Below are 15,296 nucleotides of genomic sequence, written 5' to 3'. Positions count from 1 at the left end.
CGACCTCCGGGGCCGCTCGTCTCGCGTAGACTCGCCGAATGCTCACGAGGTCCGCGACGCGTCGATCGGCCGTCGTGCTGATGATGGCGCTCGTGGCGATGCTCCTCGTCGCCACGGGCGGATCGGCCCGCGCGACGCAGCAGGCGCGCACCAGCGCCGGCACCGGGCACCTCACGGCCGCCCCGCAGCACGGGCGCCAGGCCGCGTCGGTGCCCCCGGCCTCGCACGACCACGGGCACCTGCACCTCGACCTCGCCACCACCGCCCCGGACGACGTCGCGTCGCCGGCCGCCGTGGTCGACGAGCCGGTCGCGACGCACGACGCGTCGCACGTCGCAGCGGCGACGGTCACGGTCGAAGGACGGGCGCCGCCGGCTCCCTGAGCCCGCGTCCCTCCTCCGCTCCGTCCCGTCCCGTCCGACCACGCCCACGGGCGTCTCTCGAAAGTCCTCCCATGTCCTCCCGTGCCCCCATGTGGCGCGCGATAGCCGCGTTCGCGGTGATCGCCGTCGCCCTCCTCCTCGCCCTGACCAGCAAGGCCAATCTCGGCCTCGACCTCAAGGGCGGCACCCAGATCGTCCTCGAGACCAAGGACTCCGAGCGGGTCAAGGCCGACGCCGAGTCGACCGACCGTGCGCTCACCGTCATCCGCGGACGTGTCGACGCGCTCGGCGTGGCCGAGCCGACGCTCGCCCGCTCCGGCTCCAACCGCATCATCGTCGAGCTCCCCGGCGTCCAGGACCCCCGCGAGGCCGCCGAGGTCATCGGCCAGACCGCGCAGCTGTCGTTCCACGAGGTGCGGTCGGTCCCGACCGACGACACCGCCCCGCCGGAGGGCGAGACCCTCAGCACCGACGAGGACGGCAACCCGATCGTCCTCGGCCCCCAGCTGCTCGACGGCAACGGCGTCAGCGACGCCTCGGCCGGCATCCCCGAGGGCGGCGTCGGCCAGTGGGTCGTCAACGTCGAGTTCAACGGCCAGGGCCGTGGTGGCTGGGCCGACCTCGTCAGCGCGGCGTGCGCCAACCCGGCCGCCGCCCAGCGCGTCGCGATCGTGCTCGACACGCAGGTGATCTCGTCGCCGTCCGTGCAGCCGAGCCTCTGCCAGTCCGGCGGCGGCGCCTCCACCCAGATCACGGGCAACTTCACGCAGGCCACGGCCGACGACCTCGCGATCCTGATCAAGGGCGGCGCGCTGCCGGTGCCCGTCGAGACGGTCGAGCAGAGGACCGTCGGTCCGACGCTCGGCAAGGTCGCGATCGACGCCTCGATCGAGGCCGCCATCATCGGCATCGCCCTCACCGGCCTGTTCATCGTGCTCGTCTACCGCCTCGTCGGCTTCCTCGCCACGATCGCGCTCGGCACCTACGCACTCATCTCGTACGGCATGCTCGTCTGGCTGGGCGCGACCCTGACCCTCCCGGGACTGGCCGGCTTCGTGCTGGCGATCGGTCTGGCGATCGACGCCAACGTCCTGGTCTTCGAGAGAGCGCGCGAGGAGTACGCCGAACGGACGTCCGGAGGGCTCGAACCCGCCCTCACGACGGGCTTCAACAAGGCGTGGTCGGCGATCATCGACTCCAACGTCACGACGTTGCTGGCCGCTGCCCTGCTGTTCTTCTTCGCGTCCGGACCCGTCAAGGGCTTCGGCGTGACCCTGTCGATCGGTGTCGTCGCCTCGATGGTGTCGGCGCTCGTGATCGCCCGCGTGCTGTGCGAGTGGGCCGTCAAGCGCTCGGTCGTCAAGGGCCGTCCGGCCATCTCGGGCCTGGCCGGCACAGGACGCATCCGCCAGTGGCTGACCGAGAGCGGCCCCGACCTCATGAAGCGCAGCGGCACGTGGATCGTCATCACGCTCGTCGTCGCCGTGGTGTCGGTCGGAGGCATCGCCGTCAAGGGGCTCAACCTGGGGGTCGAGTTCACCGGTGGTCGCCTGCTCGAGTACTCGACGTCGCAGGCGATCGACGCGGAGGACGCACGCGTGGCCGTCAGCGACGCGGGCTTCAGCCAGGCCGTCGTCCAGTCGTCGTCGGGCGAGGACGGGCGCGAGAACGTCAGCGTTCGCCTCGACGACATCACGAACGAGGAGGCCGTCGAGATCGAGGAGGCCCTCGCGGCCGTCGCCGGCTCGGTCGAGAAGGAGCGCGACGAGCTGATCGGGCCCAGCCTCGGCAAGGAGCTGCGCGACAAGGCCCTGATCGCCTTCGCGATCGCGATCGCCGCGCAGATGCTCTACCTGGCGTGGCGGTTCCGGTGGACGTACGCGGCGGCGGCGGTGCTGTCGATGTCGTCGGTGGTGCTGACGGTCGTCGGCGTGTTCGCGTGGTGGGGCAAGCCGATCGACGGCGTGTTCCTGGCCGCGGTGCTGTCGATCATCGGCCTGGCGGTCAACGACACCATCGTCGTGTTCGACCGCATCCGCGAGTACACCGCGGCGAACCGCAAGAAGCCGTTGCGCGGTGTCGTCAACGAGGCGATCCTGCAGACGATCCCCCGCACGATCAACACGGGGCTCGGCGCGATGTTCATCCTGGCGGCCCTGGCCGTCCTCGGTGGGGACTCGCTGACCGACTTCGCGATCGCGCTGCTGATCGGACTGTCGGTCGGCATCCTGTCGACGATCTTCACGGCGTCGGCGATCGCGATCCTGCTTGAGGAGCGGTGGCCGTACGACCCGACCGACGCGCCGAAGAAGGTCATCGACCCGTACGCCAACGTCGACGACGGGCGCACCACGACGGGCGCGATCCTCTAGCACCACCCGTCGACGAGAGAATCTGGGTTCGTCCGCCCCCGCGCGGACAAACCCAGATTCTTCTCGTCGGCTCGCCGGGCTGTCCACAGTTCGGGAGACGGGGCTGACAGATCTGCCGGGGTTTCGGTAGTTTCTGGCCATGCGATTCGGGGGAATTGTTCTGGTCACGGCGTTGACCCTTGCCGCCTGCTCGTCCGATCCCGCTCCCCGCGAGCCCGACCCCACCCGATCGGCGTCGGCAGCACCGACACCCACCGCGAGCCTGCCGACCATGCCGCCCCAGGCGTCCGAGGACTCCCCCGAAGGAGCCGCCGCCTTCGTCAAGCACTACGTCGACGTCTTCAACTACGCCGCCGCCACCGGCGACGTCGACGAGCTGCGATCGCTGGCGCCAAAGTGCGCGTCTTGCATGCAGTACGCAGACGATTTTGAACGACTCGATGCCAAATCACGTCCGTCACAGGACGCTTGGACTTTGGCCGACGTCACTGTCGCCAGTGCGCATTCGAATCGCAAAGTATCGGCCTCGGTAGCTGTGCTGAACGATCCGAAAAGTCCGTACAAGCTGTCGTTCATTTTGAATCGGAATCCGGCTACGGAAGTTCAAAATGTGGAAATGAGTGAACAGTGAAAACACGGCTCGGCCTCTTCGCCTTGGTTCTTTGGGTTCTTTCGTCGCCGGCGGCGTATGGCGGAATCGACGTGAACCCGGTCCCGTGGTCGCCGGAGATACACATCGATGGCAAGCGCCAGACACCCAGTCAGGTCGATCCAGGCGGGTCGTCGATAAATCCGATTGGGGTCGGCCCCTCCGAACCGGTTTACCGCGACATAACCCCGTGCCGCATCGATCCGGTGATGGGTAACTACGGGTGCCGGGACGTCGAGCCGCCCGAGCCGGAGGCGGACGAGCCCGAGGTGACACCCGGGGACGTCCTGCGGGCCGTGCGCGAGATCGGGCTGCCGAGCCTGCGGCTCGAGGTGCAGCCCGGCGCCGAGACGCTCGTGAACGTCGAGACCATCTTCTACACCGAGCCCCAGCCGTTCGAGCGCAGCATCGAGCTGCTGGGCTTCGACGTCGACCTCGTCGCCGAGCCCGTCGGGTACCGGTGGGTGCACGGTGACGGCACGACCGCGACGACCACCGAACCGGGCCGTCCCTACCCCGCGATGGACGTCGTCCACCGCTACACCGTCCCGGCCGACGACGTCCGCGCCCGCGTCGACGTGACGTATCGCGTGCGGTTCCGGGTCGACGGCGGACCGTGGCAGACGATCGGCCAGATGCTGCTCGCCGCCGGCCCGCCCACGGCCCTCGACGTCGACGAAGCGGCCCCGGTGATGACCAGACCGTGAGTGCAAGAATGGCGACATGCCCATTGCAGAGCACATCGTCGACCTGATCGGCAACACCCCGCTGGTCAGGCTCAACTCCGTGACCACCGCTGGATCAGCCACGGTCGCCGCCAAGATCGAGTACCTCAACCCCGGCGGGAGCGCCAAGGACCGCATCGCCGTCAAGATGGTCGATGCCGCCGAGGCCTCCGGCGCCCTCAAGCCCGGCGGGACGATCGTCGAGCCGACGTCCGGCAACACCGGTGTCGGTCTCGCGCTGGTCGCCCAGCAGCGCGGCTACACGTGCATCTTCGTGTGCCCCGACAAGGTCAGCGCCGACAAGGTCAACACCATGAAGGCCTACGGCGCGCAGGTCGTCGTCTGCCCGACGGCCGTGCCGCCCGAGCACCCCGACAGCTACTACAACGTGTCCGACCGCCTCGTGCGCGAGACCGAGGGGGCCTGGAAGCCCGACCAGTACTCCAACCCCGCCGGCCCCGCGAGCCACTACGAGACGACGGGTCCCGAGATCTGGGAGGCCACCGACGGCAAGGTCACGCACTTCGTGGCCGGCGTCGGCACCGGAGGCACCATCACGGGCGTCGGCCGGTTCCTGAAGGAGAAGAACCCCGACATCAAGGTCATCGGCGCCGACCCTGAGGGGTCGGTCTACTCCGGCGGCACGGGTCGCCCGTACCTCGTCGAGGGAGTCGGCGAGGACTTCTGGCCCAGCGCCTACGACCCGTCGATCCCCGACCAGATCATCGCGGTCTCGGACGCCGACTCGTTCGACATGACCCGCCGCCTGGCCCGCGAGGAGGGCCTGCTGGTCGGTGGCTCGTGCGGCATGGCGACCGTCGCGGCGTTGCAGGTCGCGGCCGAGGCCGGGCCCGACGCCCTCGTCGTCGTGCTGCTGCCCGACGGCGGCCGCGGCTACCTGTCGAAGATCTTCAACGACGACTGGATGTCGTCGTACGGCTTCCTGCGCCAGCCCCTCGACGGCAAGCCGCACGAGATGACGGTCGGCGACCTGCTGCACGGCAAGACCGGCGGCATGCCGGCGCTCGTGCACACCCACCCGTCCGAGACGATCCGCGACGCGATCGAGATCCTGCGCGAGTACAACGTCTCGCAGATGCCCGTCGTCGGTGCCGAGCCGCCCGTCGTGATCGGCGAGGTCGCCGGCAGCGTCAACGAGCGGGCCCTCATCAGCGCCGTCTTCGAGGGCCGCGCGCAGCTGACCGACCCGGTGTCGCAGCACATGGAGCCCGCGCTCCCCCTGCTCGGCTCCGGAGAGACCCTCGACGACGCGCTGAAGGCCCTGAGCGCCAGCGACGCCGTCATGGTCGTCGAGGACGGCAAGCCACTCGGCGTCCTGACCCGCCACGACCTGCTGGGAGTCCACGTATGAGCACCGACGAGCAGGGCTTCGCGACGCGCGCGATCCACGCCGGCTACGAGCCGAACGCCGAGAACGGCGCGGTCAACGTGCCGATCTACGCCAGCTCGACCTTCGCCCAGGACGGCGTCGGCGGCATGCGCGGCGGCTACGAGTACGCCCGCACCGGCAACCCGACCCGCAAGGCCCTCGAGGCCAACCTCGCGTCGCTCGAGAACGGCACGTACGGACGCGGGTTCAGCTCCGGCATGGCCGCGACCGACTGCGCGCTGCGGTCGCTGCTGCGCCCCGGCGACCACCTCGTGATCCCCGACGACGCGTACGGCGGCACGTTCCGGCTGATCGACAAGGTCTTCAGCCAGTGGGGCATCACCTACACCGTGGCCGCCGTCAACGACCTGGACGCGATCCGCGCCGCGGTCACCGACGCGACCAAGGCGATCTGGATCGAGACCCCCACCAACCCGCTGCTCAACGTCGGCGACGTGTCGGCGATCGCCCAGATCGCCCAGGACGCAGGAGCGACGTTCGTCGTCGACAACACCTTCGCCTCGCCGTACCTGCAGCAGCCGCTGACGCTCGGTGCGGACGTCGTGCTGCACTCGACCACCAAGTACATCGGCGGGCACTCCGACGTCGTCGGCGGTGTGCTCGTGACGGACGACGAGGAGCTCGACGCGGCGTTCGCCTTCCTGCAGAACGGGTCGGGCGGCGTGCCCGGACCGTTCGACGCGTACCTGACGATGCGCGGCGCCAAGACCCTCGCGGTGCGCATGGACAAGCACTGTGACAACGCCGAGGCCGTCGTCGACTTCCTGCAGGGCCACCCCGCGATCGAGTCGGTGCTGTACCCGGGCCTGCCCGAGCACCCCAACCACGAGGTCGCGGCCCGCCAGATGAAGCGGTTCGGCGGCATGGTCTCGGTGCGCCTGAAGGACCAGCAGGCGGCCCTCGACTTCTGTGCCCGCACCGAGCTGTTCACGCTCGCCGAGAGCCTGGGCGGCATCGAGTCGCTGATCGAGCACCCGGGGGCGATGACCCACGCCTCGACGGCCGGGTCGCAGCTCGAGGTGCCGGACGACCTGGTGCGCCTGTCGGTGGGCATCGAGGACGTCGCCGACCTCGTCGGCGACCTCGAGCAGGCACTGCGCTGAGATCGCGGCTGGTCGGCGTCGGCCTGCTCGCATGGGCCCTGCAGCCCCTGTACATCGCCGTCGAGGTGGTGGTGGGGCTGCGGGCCTCGGCCGACTACTCGTTCGCGGGCAGCACCGTCAGCGACCTCGGCAACACCGCGTGCCGCCAGGTGCGCGGTGACGTCCTGTGCTCGCCGTGGCACGCGGGCATGAACGTCGCCTTCGTGTGGTTCGGCTGCACCCTGCTCGCCGGCGCCCTGCTCCTCGGGTCCCGGCTGCTCGAGGGGCGTTCGGGGAAGGTCGCGGTGGCGGCGTGGTGCGTGTCGGGCCTCGGCTCGATCGGCGTCGGTCTGTTCCCCGTCAACGAGGACGCCGCGGCGCACGGGCTGGTCGCGCTGCCGATCTTCGTCGCGCAGCCCCTCGCGATCGCGCTGATGGGCGTCAGCCTGCGCGGCACGCGCCCCCGCGCGTCGGCCGCCGCGTTCGTGGTGGCCGCCGTCTCCTTGATCGGGGCGATCGGCTTCGGCGTGACGGTCGGCAGCGACTCGGGTGCCATCGGCGCGCTCGAGCGGATGGCCCTGTGGCCCGGCTACCTGTGGGTCTCGGCCTTCGCGATCGGCTCAGCCCTGGGAGGTCTGGTCGGGTCTCGCCGGCACGCACAGCACGGGACGTGACGACAGGTGCAGCAGCTTGTGCGGCGTCGAGCCCAGCACCGCACCCTTGAGGGGGCTCTCGCCCCACGAGCCCACCACGACGACCCGCGCGTCGTACGCATCGGCGACGCGCAGCAGCGCGTCGGCCGGCTTGGCGTCGACGAGCTCGACGGACGTCGGCACGCCTGCCTCGTCGGCCGCCTCGACGGCCGCGGCCAGCGCCGTGCGTCCGGCCGCCTCGAGGGCGGCCCGGTGGCTGCGGTACTCCTCGCCGAGCCCGCCGGGCGCCCCGACCCCGTGGACGATGACGAGCGGCTCGCCGAAGGCCGCCGCCACCTCGATGGCCGCCTCGAGGGCGCGCGCCGCGCCGGGCGACTCGTCGTAGCCGAGCACCACTGCCATGTCAGGACTCCTTGCCGTGGACGAGGGCGGGGTCGGCCACACCGGGCCGCTCCTGCCAGAAGCGCGGCGCCGCGATGCGCCACCAGAGCATGATGACGACCCCCACCAGGGCGATGCCGATGCCGATGACGAGCGGCGGGCCCAGCCCGAACCACGACGTCTGGCTGTAGGAGTTGGCCGGATCGGACAGGTCGCGCACCGAGGCGACGAGCAGCCACGCGAGCAGCAGGGCGCCGACCACGGGTCCGAGGCCGATCAGCACGAAGTTGCGAACGCTCTCGGTCAGGTGCCGGCGGTAGTAGACGGCGCACGCGATGCCGGTGAGGGCGTAGTAGAACGCGATCAGCAGCGACAGGGCCGACAGCGAGTCGAACAGGGCGTTCTCGCTGAGCTGGTTGACGACCAGGTACCAGGCGATCGCGATGCCGGCGACCCACCACGTGCTGACGTCCGGGGTGCGGAACCGCGGGTGGACGTGCCCGAACGTCCGTGGCAGCGCGGCCCGCCGCGCCATCGACAGGGCGGTGCGGGACGCCGGGATGATCGTCGTCTGGGTCGAAGCGATCGCCGACGTCGCCACGGCGAAGTACACGATCCAGTCCCACTGGCCCAGCACCTCGGTCGCCAGCAGCGGGAAGATGAACTCCTCCTCGTCGGCGTTGTCGACCAGGAACTGCGTGCCCGCGTAGGCGACGACCGCGAAGGCGACGGCGAGGTACGTCGCCAGCAGCACGATGGTCGACCAGATGCCCGCCAGGCCCGGCGCCGACGCGGCACCGCTGGTCTCCTCGGTCAGGTTGACCGCCGACTCCCAGCCCCAGTAGATGAACACGCCGAGCAGCAGGCCGGACGTCAGCGCCGCTCCCCCGATGTCGAACGGGTTGAGCCAGCCGAGGCTCGGCCTGATCGAGTCGAGCGAGCTCGTGTCGGCGTAGACGCGGTAGAACGCGACCGCGGCGAACACCAGCAGGAACACGACCTGCGCGAGGATCAGGACGTTCTGCAACCTCGCCGAGCCCTCGGTGCCGGCGACGCAGATCGCCGTCATGACGACGATCAGCAGCACCGCGAGGCCCTGGCGGATCCACGCCGTGTCGGCGGCGTCGTCGAGCCCGAACCCGCGCAGCATGAAGCTGACGCCGACGTCGGCGAGCGATCCGACGACCAGCACGCCGGTCATCGTGATGGCCCACCCGCCGAGCCAGCCGGCCCACGGGCCCATGGCGCGGGTGACCCACGAGAACGTCGTGCCGCAGTCCTTGTCGACCTTGTTGAGGTAGTAGAACGCCGACGCGATGAACAGCATCGGCACGAACGAGGCGAGCATGACGCCCGGCGCGTGCACCCCGGCGACGACCACGAGCGGGCCGATCACGGCGGCGATCGAGTACGCCGGTGACGTCGCGTTCAGCCCGATGACCAGCGCGTCGACGAAGCCGATCGCATCGGCCCGCAGCTCCTCGCGCGGCTCCTCCTCCACCTCGGCCACCGGGTCTCCCTCCGCTCGTCCCACCGGCACGGTGCCGTGGTGACACCCCATCGCACCGAGCCCGTCCTGTCCACCGGACGGCCCGATCGGTGTGACGGACGGGCTGTCGGTCGTCCCGTCTAGGCTCCAGGCATGCGGATCCTGCACACCTCCGACTGGCACGTCGGGCGCACCTTCCACGGCCACTCGACGCTCGCCGCGCTCGACGAGGTCGTCGAGGCGATGGCCCGGGTCGTGCACGAGCGCGACGTCGACGTCGTCGTGGTCGCAGGCGACGTCTACGACTCCTCGACCCCGTCGGCTGACGCCGTCGACCTGCTCAACTCGGTCCTGCTGCGCCTGCGCGACGCGGGCGCCACGGTCGTCCTGACCAGCGGCAACCACGACTCCCCCGCCCGCCTCGGCACGATGTCGGCGTTCGCCGCCGCGGCCGGCGTGCACGTCGTCACGAACCCCGCGCAGATCACGCAGCCGGTCACGCTGGACGACGAGCACGGGCCGGTGCACGTCTACGGCATCCCGTTCCTCGAGCCGGCGCGGCTGCGTCACGTCTGGTCCGATGCGCCGATGCGCTCGCAGAAGGACGTGCTCACCCGCGCGATGCAGCTCGTGCGCGCCGACCTGGCCGAGCGCGGTGGGCGCTCCGTCGTGCTGGCCCACACCTTCGTGCAGGGCGTCGAGGGCGAGTCGTGCGACTCCGAGCGCGACATCGTCGGCACGACGGTCGGCGGCGTCGACAAGGTGCCGGTGCCGGTCCTCGACGGCGTCGACTACGCCGCGCTGGGGCACATCCACGGTCGCGCCCACCTGTCGCCCCACGTCCGCTACAGCGGTGCGCCCCTGCACTACTCGTTCTCCGAGGCGGGCAAGCCGCGCGGCGGCTGGCTCGTCGACCTCGACGCCGCGGGGCTCGCCGACGTCACGTGGGTCGACCTGCCCGTTCCCCGCCCGCTGACGGTCGTCACGGGCACGATCGACGACCTCCTGTCCGACGGATCGCTCGACGGCGTCACCGACCACTGGGTCAGCGCGGTCCTGACCGACCGCACGCGACCGATGGACGCCATGCGGCGGCTGCAGTCGAGGTTCCCGCACTGCGCGCACCTCGAGTTCAGGCCGAGCCGCGTCCACGACGACGGTGGCCGCAGCTACGCCGAGCTGGTGCGCGGCAAGTCCGACGACGAGCTCGTCGACACCTTCCTGACCAAGGTGCGCAACGGCGAGGGCTCGACCGAGCCCGAGGTCGACCTGGTGCGCGACGTCATCGCCGAGCACGAGGCGAGGTCGTCGGCGTGAAGATCCACCAGGTCACCATGACGGGGTTCGGCCCGTACCGGGGCACCGAGACGGTCGACTTCGACGCCTTCGACGACGACGGCATCTTCCTCATCACGGGCCGCACGGGGGCGGGCAAGACCTCGATCCTCGACGCCGTGACGTATGCCCTGTTCGGCAGCGTCCCCCGCTACGAGGGTGGCGCCGGCGAGAAGGTGCGCAGCGACCACATCGGCCCGACCGATCCGTGCCGCGTGGTCGTCGAGCTCAGCACCGCCGACGGCCGGTTCCGGGTGACCCGCAGCCCCGCGCACCTGCGCCCCAAGCAGCGCGGCTCCGGCACGACCACGGCCCCGCCGACGTTCGAGCTGGCCCGGCAGGACGGCGACGACTGGGAGGTCGTCGAGTCCAAGACCGGCAACGCCGAGGTGCGCATCGAGGAGATCGTGCGCCTGACGGCCAAGCAGTTCCTGCAGGTCATCCTGCTGGCGCAGGGGCAGTTCCAGGAGTTCCTGGTCGCCACCAGCGACAAGCGGCGCGAGCTGCTGCGCATGCTGTTCGACACCCGCCGCTTCTCCGACTACAGCGAGGCGCTCGACGAGAGGGCGCGCACGCTGGGCGAGCGCCTCGCCGTCTCGTCGGCGGCGATCGGGACCCACACCACCTCGCTGGCCGGCGAGACGCAGCACGAGCTGCCCGACACCGTCGACCCCGTCACGGGCGAGGGGGTCGGCGAGTGGGTCGACGACGTCGTCGCCCGGCACGCCGAGACCGTCGACGACGCCGTGGCGCAGCGTCGGGTCACCGAGGCAGCGCTCGAGACCGCCCGCACGACCCACGACGAGGCGCGCACGCTGCGAGGCCGCCAGGACCGCCGTGCGGACGTGCTGCGACGCCAGGCCGACCTCGAGCTCGTCCGCCCCGAGATCGACGAGGCCCGCATCCGGCTGGCCGAGGCACGACGCGCGGCCCACGTGTGGCACCGCATCGAGGCGGCCCGCGACGCCCTACGCGCCGAGCAGGACGCCGAGCAGCGGCACCGCACCGCCGACGAGCGGTTCCGGGCCCTGCTGCCCAATGAGCCGACCGACGCCGACGCCCTCTCGGCGTCGGTGCAGCAGTGGTCCGAGCTGCTGGGGTCCCTGCGCGAGAGCGCCGAGCGCGAGAAGGCGCTCGACGACCTGCAGCAGGCGGTGCTCGACGCCTCGACGGCGCTGGCGTCCTTCGACGAGCAGGTGGCCGAGCAGACCGAGGCCCGCGCGGCGCTGCGCGCCCGCCGCGACGAGGTGCGGACGTCGATGCCGGCCCTCGAGCAGCGCGCCGGCGGCATCGTCGCGGCGGAGCAGACGCTGACCGCCCTGCGCGGACGACTCGAGGCCGCACGGTCCGCCGACCGCACCACCGTCCGGATCGAGCAGGCCGAGCGACGTCGTCTCGACGCCGGGCGCGAGGTCACCCGGGCGTCCGCGCGGCGTGACGAGGTGCGCGCCCAGCAGCGCGCCGGGTTCGCCGGGGTGCTGGCGCAGGGTCTCGAGCCGGACGAGCACTGCCCCGTGTGCGGGTCGACGTCCCACCCGTCCCCGGCCGCGCTCGCCGCCGACCACGTCGACGAGGGCGACGTCGACCGGGCCGAGGCCGACTTCGAGGTGGCGATGCGCGCCTCCTTCGCCGCCGACGGCGACCTCAAGGAGCTCGTCAACCGTCTGACCACCGAGCGCGAGGCCGCCGGCGACGAGACGTCCGAGACGCTCACGGCCCTGGTCGCCGACGCCGAGCTCGCCGCCCACGACGCCACCGAGGCCGTCGCCGAGCTCCACCTGGCGCAGCAGTCGCTCGAGCAGCTGACGGCCGACGTCGACGCGCTGACCGAGCAGATCAGCTCCGCCCAGCAGCGTCGCGCGACGCTCGTCGCCGAAGAGGCGGCGGCGACACGCAGCCGCGACGAGGCCGTCCGCTCGCTGACCGCCGCTCGCGGCGACCACGACTCGGTGGCCGAGCGCCTCGCCGCCGTCACGGCGCACGTGCGCGCCGGTCGCGCCCTGATCGAGTCGACCGCGGCGCTCGCCGAGTCGGCCGAGCACATCGAGGCCGCCCACCAGCTGCTGGCCGCCGCCCTCGTCGAGCACGAGTTCGACGACGCGGCGACCGCCGAGGCCGCCCGCCTCTCGTCGCGCGAGCAGTCCGACCTCGAGACCCGCCTCGCCGACCACGACGGCGAGGCGCGGGCGGTCGCCACGACCCTCGCGTCGGCCGACCTGCACGACCTTCCCGACGAGCCCGTCGATCTCGAGGGCCCGCGTGCCGTCCTCGCCGCCGCCGACGCCGCCGACAAGCAGGCGGTCGCCGCCGAGTCCACCGCCCGCCAGAGACTCGCGACGGTCGACCGTCTGGCGACGCAGATCCGCGAGGCGCTGGCCGCCGCCGGCGGCCTGCGCGACGAGCACGCGGTCGTGCACCGTCTCGCCAGCACCGTGCGCGGCCAGACGCCCAACACCATGAAGATGGCGCTCGAGACGTTCGCCCTGGCCGCCGAGCTCGAGGAGATCGTCCGCGCGGCGAACTCGCGACTCATCGAGATGACCGGCGGCCGCTACGAGTTCCTCCACTCCGACGCCCTCGCCGGGCGAGGTGCCCAGTCGGGTCTGGCGCTCGACGTGCTCGACGCCTACACCGGCGAGACGCGACCACCGCAGTCGCTGTCGGGCGGCGAGAAGTTCCAGGCCTCCCTCGCCCTCGCGCTGGGGCTCGCCGAGGTGCTCACCAACCGGGCCGGCGGCATCCGCCTCGACACCCTGTTCATCGACGAGGGCTTCGGCTCGCTCGACGCCGACACCCTCGAGACGACCATGACCACCCTCGACAACTTGCGCGAGGGAGGCCGCACGATCGGCCTCATCAGCCACGTCGAGGCCATGAAGGAGTCGATCCCGGCGCAGCTGTTCGTCGATCGCACCGAGGGCGGCTGGAGCACCATCCGGACGTCCCGGCAGGGCTGACCGGGTTCACGCGCGGCTGCCCCCGACCACTGGCACTATCGATCCATGAGTCACCTCGTGCTGCTGCTGGCCCACCCGCGGGTCGACAGCTACTGCCACGCCATCGCCGAGCGCATCGGCGAGCGACTGCTCGACCTGGGCCACGAGGTGCGGTCGCACGACCTGTACGCCGAGCTGTTCGACCCCATCATGCCGGCGCTCGAGTCGCACACCAGCGGACCGGCGATCGAGTCGACGCTCGCCCGCGAGGACGACCCCCTGATCGCCCGGCACCGCGAGGAGCTGCGCCAGGCCGAGGGGCTCGTGGTCGTCCACCCCAACTGGTGGGGCATGCCGCCCGCGATCCTGACCGGCTGGATCAACCGGGTCGTCGTGCCGGGCGTCGCCTACCGGCTCGCCGAGGCGACGGGGCACCCCGAGCCGCTGGCGCCGGTGCAGCAGCTGTTCGTCGTCAACACGTCCGACACGACCGACGAGCGCGAGGCCACGCTCTACGGCGACCCGCTCGCCTCGATCTGGGGCCGGTGCGTCGCTCCGTACCTCGGTGGTCCGGAGGTCACCCGGCGCGTCCTGCGCCCCGTCACGGACGCGACACCGCAGCAACGCGCCGACTGGCTCGACGAGGTCGACGCGCTGACGGTCGAGACGTTCGGTCGCACCTCCTAGTCTGGACGCCATGTCCCGTCCCGGCTTCCTGTCAGAGGTCTCCTGGCTCCAGGTGACCGTCAGCGCGCTCGCCGCCGTGACGGCGGCCTGGATCGCGTCGAGCCTCGGCGTCGCCGGCACCCTGATCGGCGCGGCGCTCGGCAGCTCGGTCGTCACGATCAGCTCGGCGTTCTACGGCCGGACGCTCGACAAGGGCAAGACGTTGATCGTGCAGACCGCGAGCGGGACGATCGTCCAGGCGCCCGTCGACGACGGCGACATCGGCGAGGCCTTCGAGAAGGTCGAGGAGGCCGAGGGCTCCCCCGTCACGGGCGCTCAGGTCGTCGACGACGCGGACGGCGACGCACCCCGCCGCCTGCACTGGAAGACCATCGGAGCGACGACCGCGATCGTGCTGGCGATCTCGCTGGGAGCCATGGGCACGTACGAGCTCGTGACGGGCGAGTCGTACGGCGTCCGTGGCGACAACGCGCGCATCGGCAACCCCTTGGGCGGGTCGAACGACTCGAAGGGCGACGACCCCGCACCCGACGACAGCCCCACCCCGGAGCCGACCGCCTCCACCACGACGCCCGCTCCCTCGGCCACCACACCCGCCCCGGCGGCCACGACGCCGGCCCCGAGCGCCACCACGCCGGCGCCCACCCCGACGCCGACCGCCAGCACGCCCACGGCGACGCCGACGCCGACCGCGACCCCCACGAGGCCCGCGGAATGACCGCGCCGGCCCCGCTGTTGAGGTGGGCACCCACCCCGAGAGGAGCGCACCACCCATGACGATCCGCTTCACCCCCAGCATCTCGGACGCCATGATCGAGTCGATGGACGTCTTCGACGCCTTCCGCACCGGCGAGGAGCTCGTCGCCGACCGCCACCCGCGCGACGCCGTCCGCGTCCTGCGCAAGGTCGTCGACGCCGAGCCGTCCAACGCCGCCGGGTGGGAGCTCCTGGGTCGCGCTCACTTCGCGGCCGCGCAGCTGGTGCCCGCCGAGCAGGCGTTCCGCCGCCTGGTCGACCTCGAGCCGACCAGCGCGTGGGCGCAGACCGCGCTCGGGCTGTCGCTCGACCGGCAGAGCCGGCACCGCGAGGGCGCCGTGCACCACCGCCTGGCCGCCGCGATGGGCGCCTCCCCGCACGATGCGACGCGCGTCGAGCTCGTCGACCGTCAGGCCGGCTGATCCCGCCCGCGCTCG

The 15,296-nt window shown here is 71.7% G+C and carries 14 protein-coding genes; 12 read left to right on the top strand and 2 right to left on the bottom strand.

The features are described 5' to 3' along the window. Positions 1-38 precede the first annotated feature (38 nt). The 7 genes from IFT73_RS04510 to IFT73_RS04480 all read left to right on the top strand — a co-directional run bounded on the left by IFT73_RS04510 (position 39) and on the right by IFT73_RS04480 (position 7,296). On the top strand, positions 39-383 hold the full coding sequence (locus IFT73_RS04510) for a hypothetical protein (protein WP_192166564.1): 345 nt from the start codon (positions 39-41) through the stop codon (positions 381-383). A gap of 71 nt (positions 384-454) precedes the next feature. Then, positions 455-2,755 (top strand): protein translocase subunit SecD, encoded by a 2,301-nt coding sequence (gene secD, locus IFT73_RS04505; protein ID WP_192166563.1) that lies wholly within the window; start codon positions 455-457, stop codon positions 2,753-2,755. 139 nt (positions 2,756-2,894) lie between these two features. Next, entirely contained in the window at positions 2,895-3,386 is a 492-nt protein-coding gene (locus tag IFT73_RS04500; RefSeq protein WP_192166562.1) for a DUF6318 family protein, read from the top strand. Positions 3,387-3,613: 227 nt separating this feature from the next. After that, positions 3,614-4,111: a hypothetical protein gene (locus IFT73_RS04495; protein WP_192166561.1), complete on the top strand. Its 498-nt coding sequence runs from the start codon at positions 3,614-3,616 to the stop codon at positions 4,109-4,111. 16 nt (positions 4,112-4,127) lie between these two features. After that, positions 4,128-5,501: a cystathionine beta-synthase gene (locus IFT73_RS04490; RefSeq protein WP_192166560.1), complete on the top strand. Its 1,374-nt coding sequence runs from the start codon at positions 4,128-4,130 to the stop codon at positions 5,499-5,501. Continuing rightward, on the top strand, positions 5,498-6,643 hold the full coding sequence (locus tag IFT73_RS04485; protein ID WP_192166559.1) for a cystathionine gamma-synthase: 1,146 nt from the start codon (positions 5,498-5,500) through the stop codon (positions 6,641-6,643). Before IFT73_RS04490 ends, IFT73_RS04485 begins: the two co-directional genes overlap by 4 nt. Beyond that, positions 6,640-7,296 (top strand): DUF998 domain-containing protein, encoded by a 657-nt coding sequence (locus tag IFT73_RS04480; protein WP_371811185.1) that lies wholly within the window; start codon positions 6,640-6,642, stop codon positions 7,294-7,296. The genes IFT73_RS04485 and IFT73_RS04480 overlap by 4 nt, the downstream gene beginning before the upstream one ends. Here IFT73_RS04480 and IFT73_RS04475 read toward each other — a convergent pair. Together IFT73_RS04475 and IFT73_RS04470 are read right to left on the bottom strand one after the other, a co-directional pair. Then, positions 7,243-7,677, bottom strand: coding sequence for a universal stress protein (locus IFT73_RS04475; protein ID WP_192166557.1), 435 nt, complete (start codon positions 7,675-7,677; stop codon positions 7,243-7,245). The genes IFT73_RS04480 and IFT73_RS04475 overlap by 54 nt on opposite strands. Position 7,678: 1 nt before the next feature. Then, positions 7,679-9,166, bottom strand: coding sequence for an APC family permease (locus IFT73_RS04470; protein ID WP_197983495.1), 1,488 nt, complete (start codon positions 9,164-9,166; stop codon positions 7,679-7,681). 132 nt (positions 9,167-9,298) lie between these two features. Here IFT73_RS04470 and IFT73_RS04465 point away from each other — a divergent pair, with 132 nt between their 5' ends. Genes IFT73_RS04465 through IFT73_RS04445 form a run of 5 tightly spaced genes read left to right on the top strand, consistent with a single transcriptional unit; the run spans position 9,299 to position 15,281 of the window. Further along, positions 9,299-10,462 carry an exonuclease SbcCD subunit D gene (locus IFT73_RS04465; protein WP_192166555.1) on the top strand — a complete coding sequence of 388 codons (1,164 nt, stop codon included), beginning with the start codon at positions 9,299-9,301 and terminating at the stop codon, positions 10,460-10,462. Then, complete coding sequence (locus IFT73_RS04460; RefSeq protein WP_192166554.1) at positions 10,459-13,437, top strand: AAA family ATPase; 2,979 nt, start codon at positions 10,459-10,461, stop codon at positions 13,435-13,437. The genes IFT73_RS04465 and IFT73_RS04460 overlap by 4 nt, the downstream gene beginning before the upstream one ends. A gap of 45 nt (positions 13,438-13,482) precedes the next feature. Beyond that, entirely contained in the window at positions 13,483-14,103 is a 621-nt protein-coding gene (locus IFT73_RS04455; protein ID WP_192166553.1) for an NAD(P)H-dependent oxidoreductase, read from the top strand. A 10-nt stretch (positions 14,104-14,113) separates the two neighbouring features. Continuing rightward, positions 14,114-14,821: a hypothetical protein gene (locus IFT73_RS04450; RefSeq protein WP_192166552.1), complete on the top strand. Its 708-nt coding sequence runs from the start codon at positions 14,114-14,116 to the stop codon at positions 14,819-14,821. Between the two features lie 55 nt (positions 14,822-14,876). Then, complete coding sequence (locus IFT73_RS04445) at positions 14,877-15,281, top strand: tetratricopeptide repeat protein (protein WP_056608013.1); 405 nt, start codon at positions 14,877-14,879, stop codon at positions 15,279-15,281. The last annotated feature ends 15 nt before the right edge of the window (positions 15,282-15,296 follow it).

The organism is Aeromicrobium sp. CFBP 8757, from assembly GCF_014841755.1.
Taxonomy (GTDB): Bacteria; Actinomycetota; Actinomycetes; order Propionibacteriales; family Nocardioidaceae; genus Aeromicrobium.
Note: the sequence above shows the minus strand (reverse complement) of the source record. Positions and strands in the feature narration are given on the sequence as shown.

Excerpts from the sequence above, each read along its gene's own strand:
- IFT73_RS04510 (WP_192166564.1), top strand. The coding sequence starts at position 39 with ATGCTCACGAGGTCCGCGACGCGTCGATCGGCCGTCGTGCTGATGATG.
- secD (WP_192166563.1), top strand. The coding sequence starts at position 455 with ATGTCCTCCCGTGCCCCCATGTGGCGCGCGATAGCCGCGTTCGCGGTG.
- IFT73_RS04500 (WP_192166562.1), top strand. The coding sequence starts at position 2,895 with ATGCGATTCGGGGGAATTGTTCTGGTCACGGCGTTGACCCTTGCCGCC.
- IFT73_RS04495 (WP_192166561.1), top strand. The coding sequence starts at position 3,614 with ATGGGTAACTACGGGTGCCGGGACGTCGAGCCGCCCGAGCCGGAGGCG.
- IFT73_RS04490 (WP_192166560.1), top strand. The coding sequence starts at position 4,128 with ATGCCCATTGCAGAGCACATCGTCGACCTGATCGGCAACACCCCGCTG.
- IFT73_RS04485 (WP_192166559.1), top strand. The coding sequence starts at position 5,498 with ATGAGCACCGACGAGCAGGGCTTCGCGACGCGCGCGATCCACGCCGGC.
- IFT73_RS04475 (WP_192166557.1), bottom strand. The coding sequence starts at position 7,677 with ATGGCAGTGGTGCTCGGCTACGACGAGTCGCCCGGCGCGGCGCGCGCC.
- IFT73_RS04465 (WP_192166555.1), top strand. The coding sequence starts at position 9,299 with ATGCGGATCCTGCACACCTCCGACTGGCACGTCGGGCGCACCTTCCAC.
- IFT73_RS04455 (WP_192166553.1), top strand. The coding sequence starts at position 13,483 with ATGAGTCACCTCGTGCTGCTGCTGGCCCACCCGCGGGTCGACAGCTAC.
- IFT73_RS04450 (WP_192166552.1), top strand. The coding sequence starts at position 14,114 with ATGTCCCGTCCCGGCTTCCTGTCAGAGGTCTCCTGGCTCCAGGTGACC.
- IFT73_RS04445 (WP_056608013.1), top strand. The coding sequence starts at position 14,877 with ATGACGATCCGCTTCACCCCCAGCATCTCGGACGCCATGATCGAGTCG.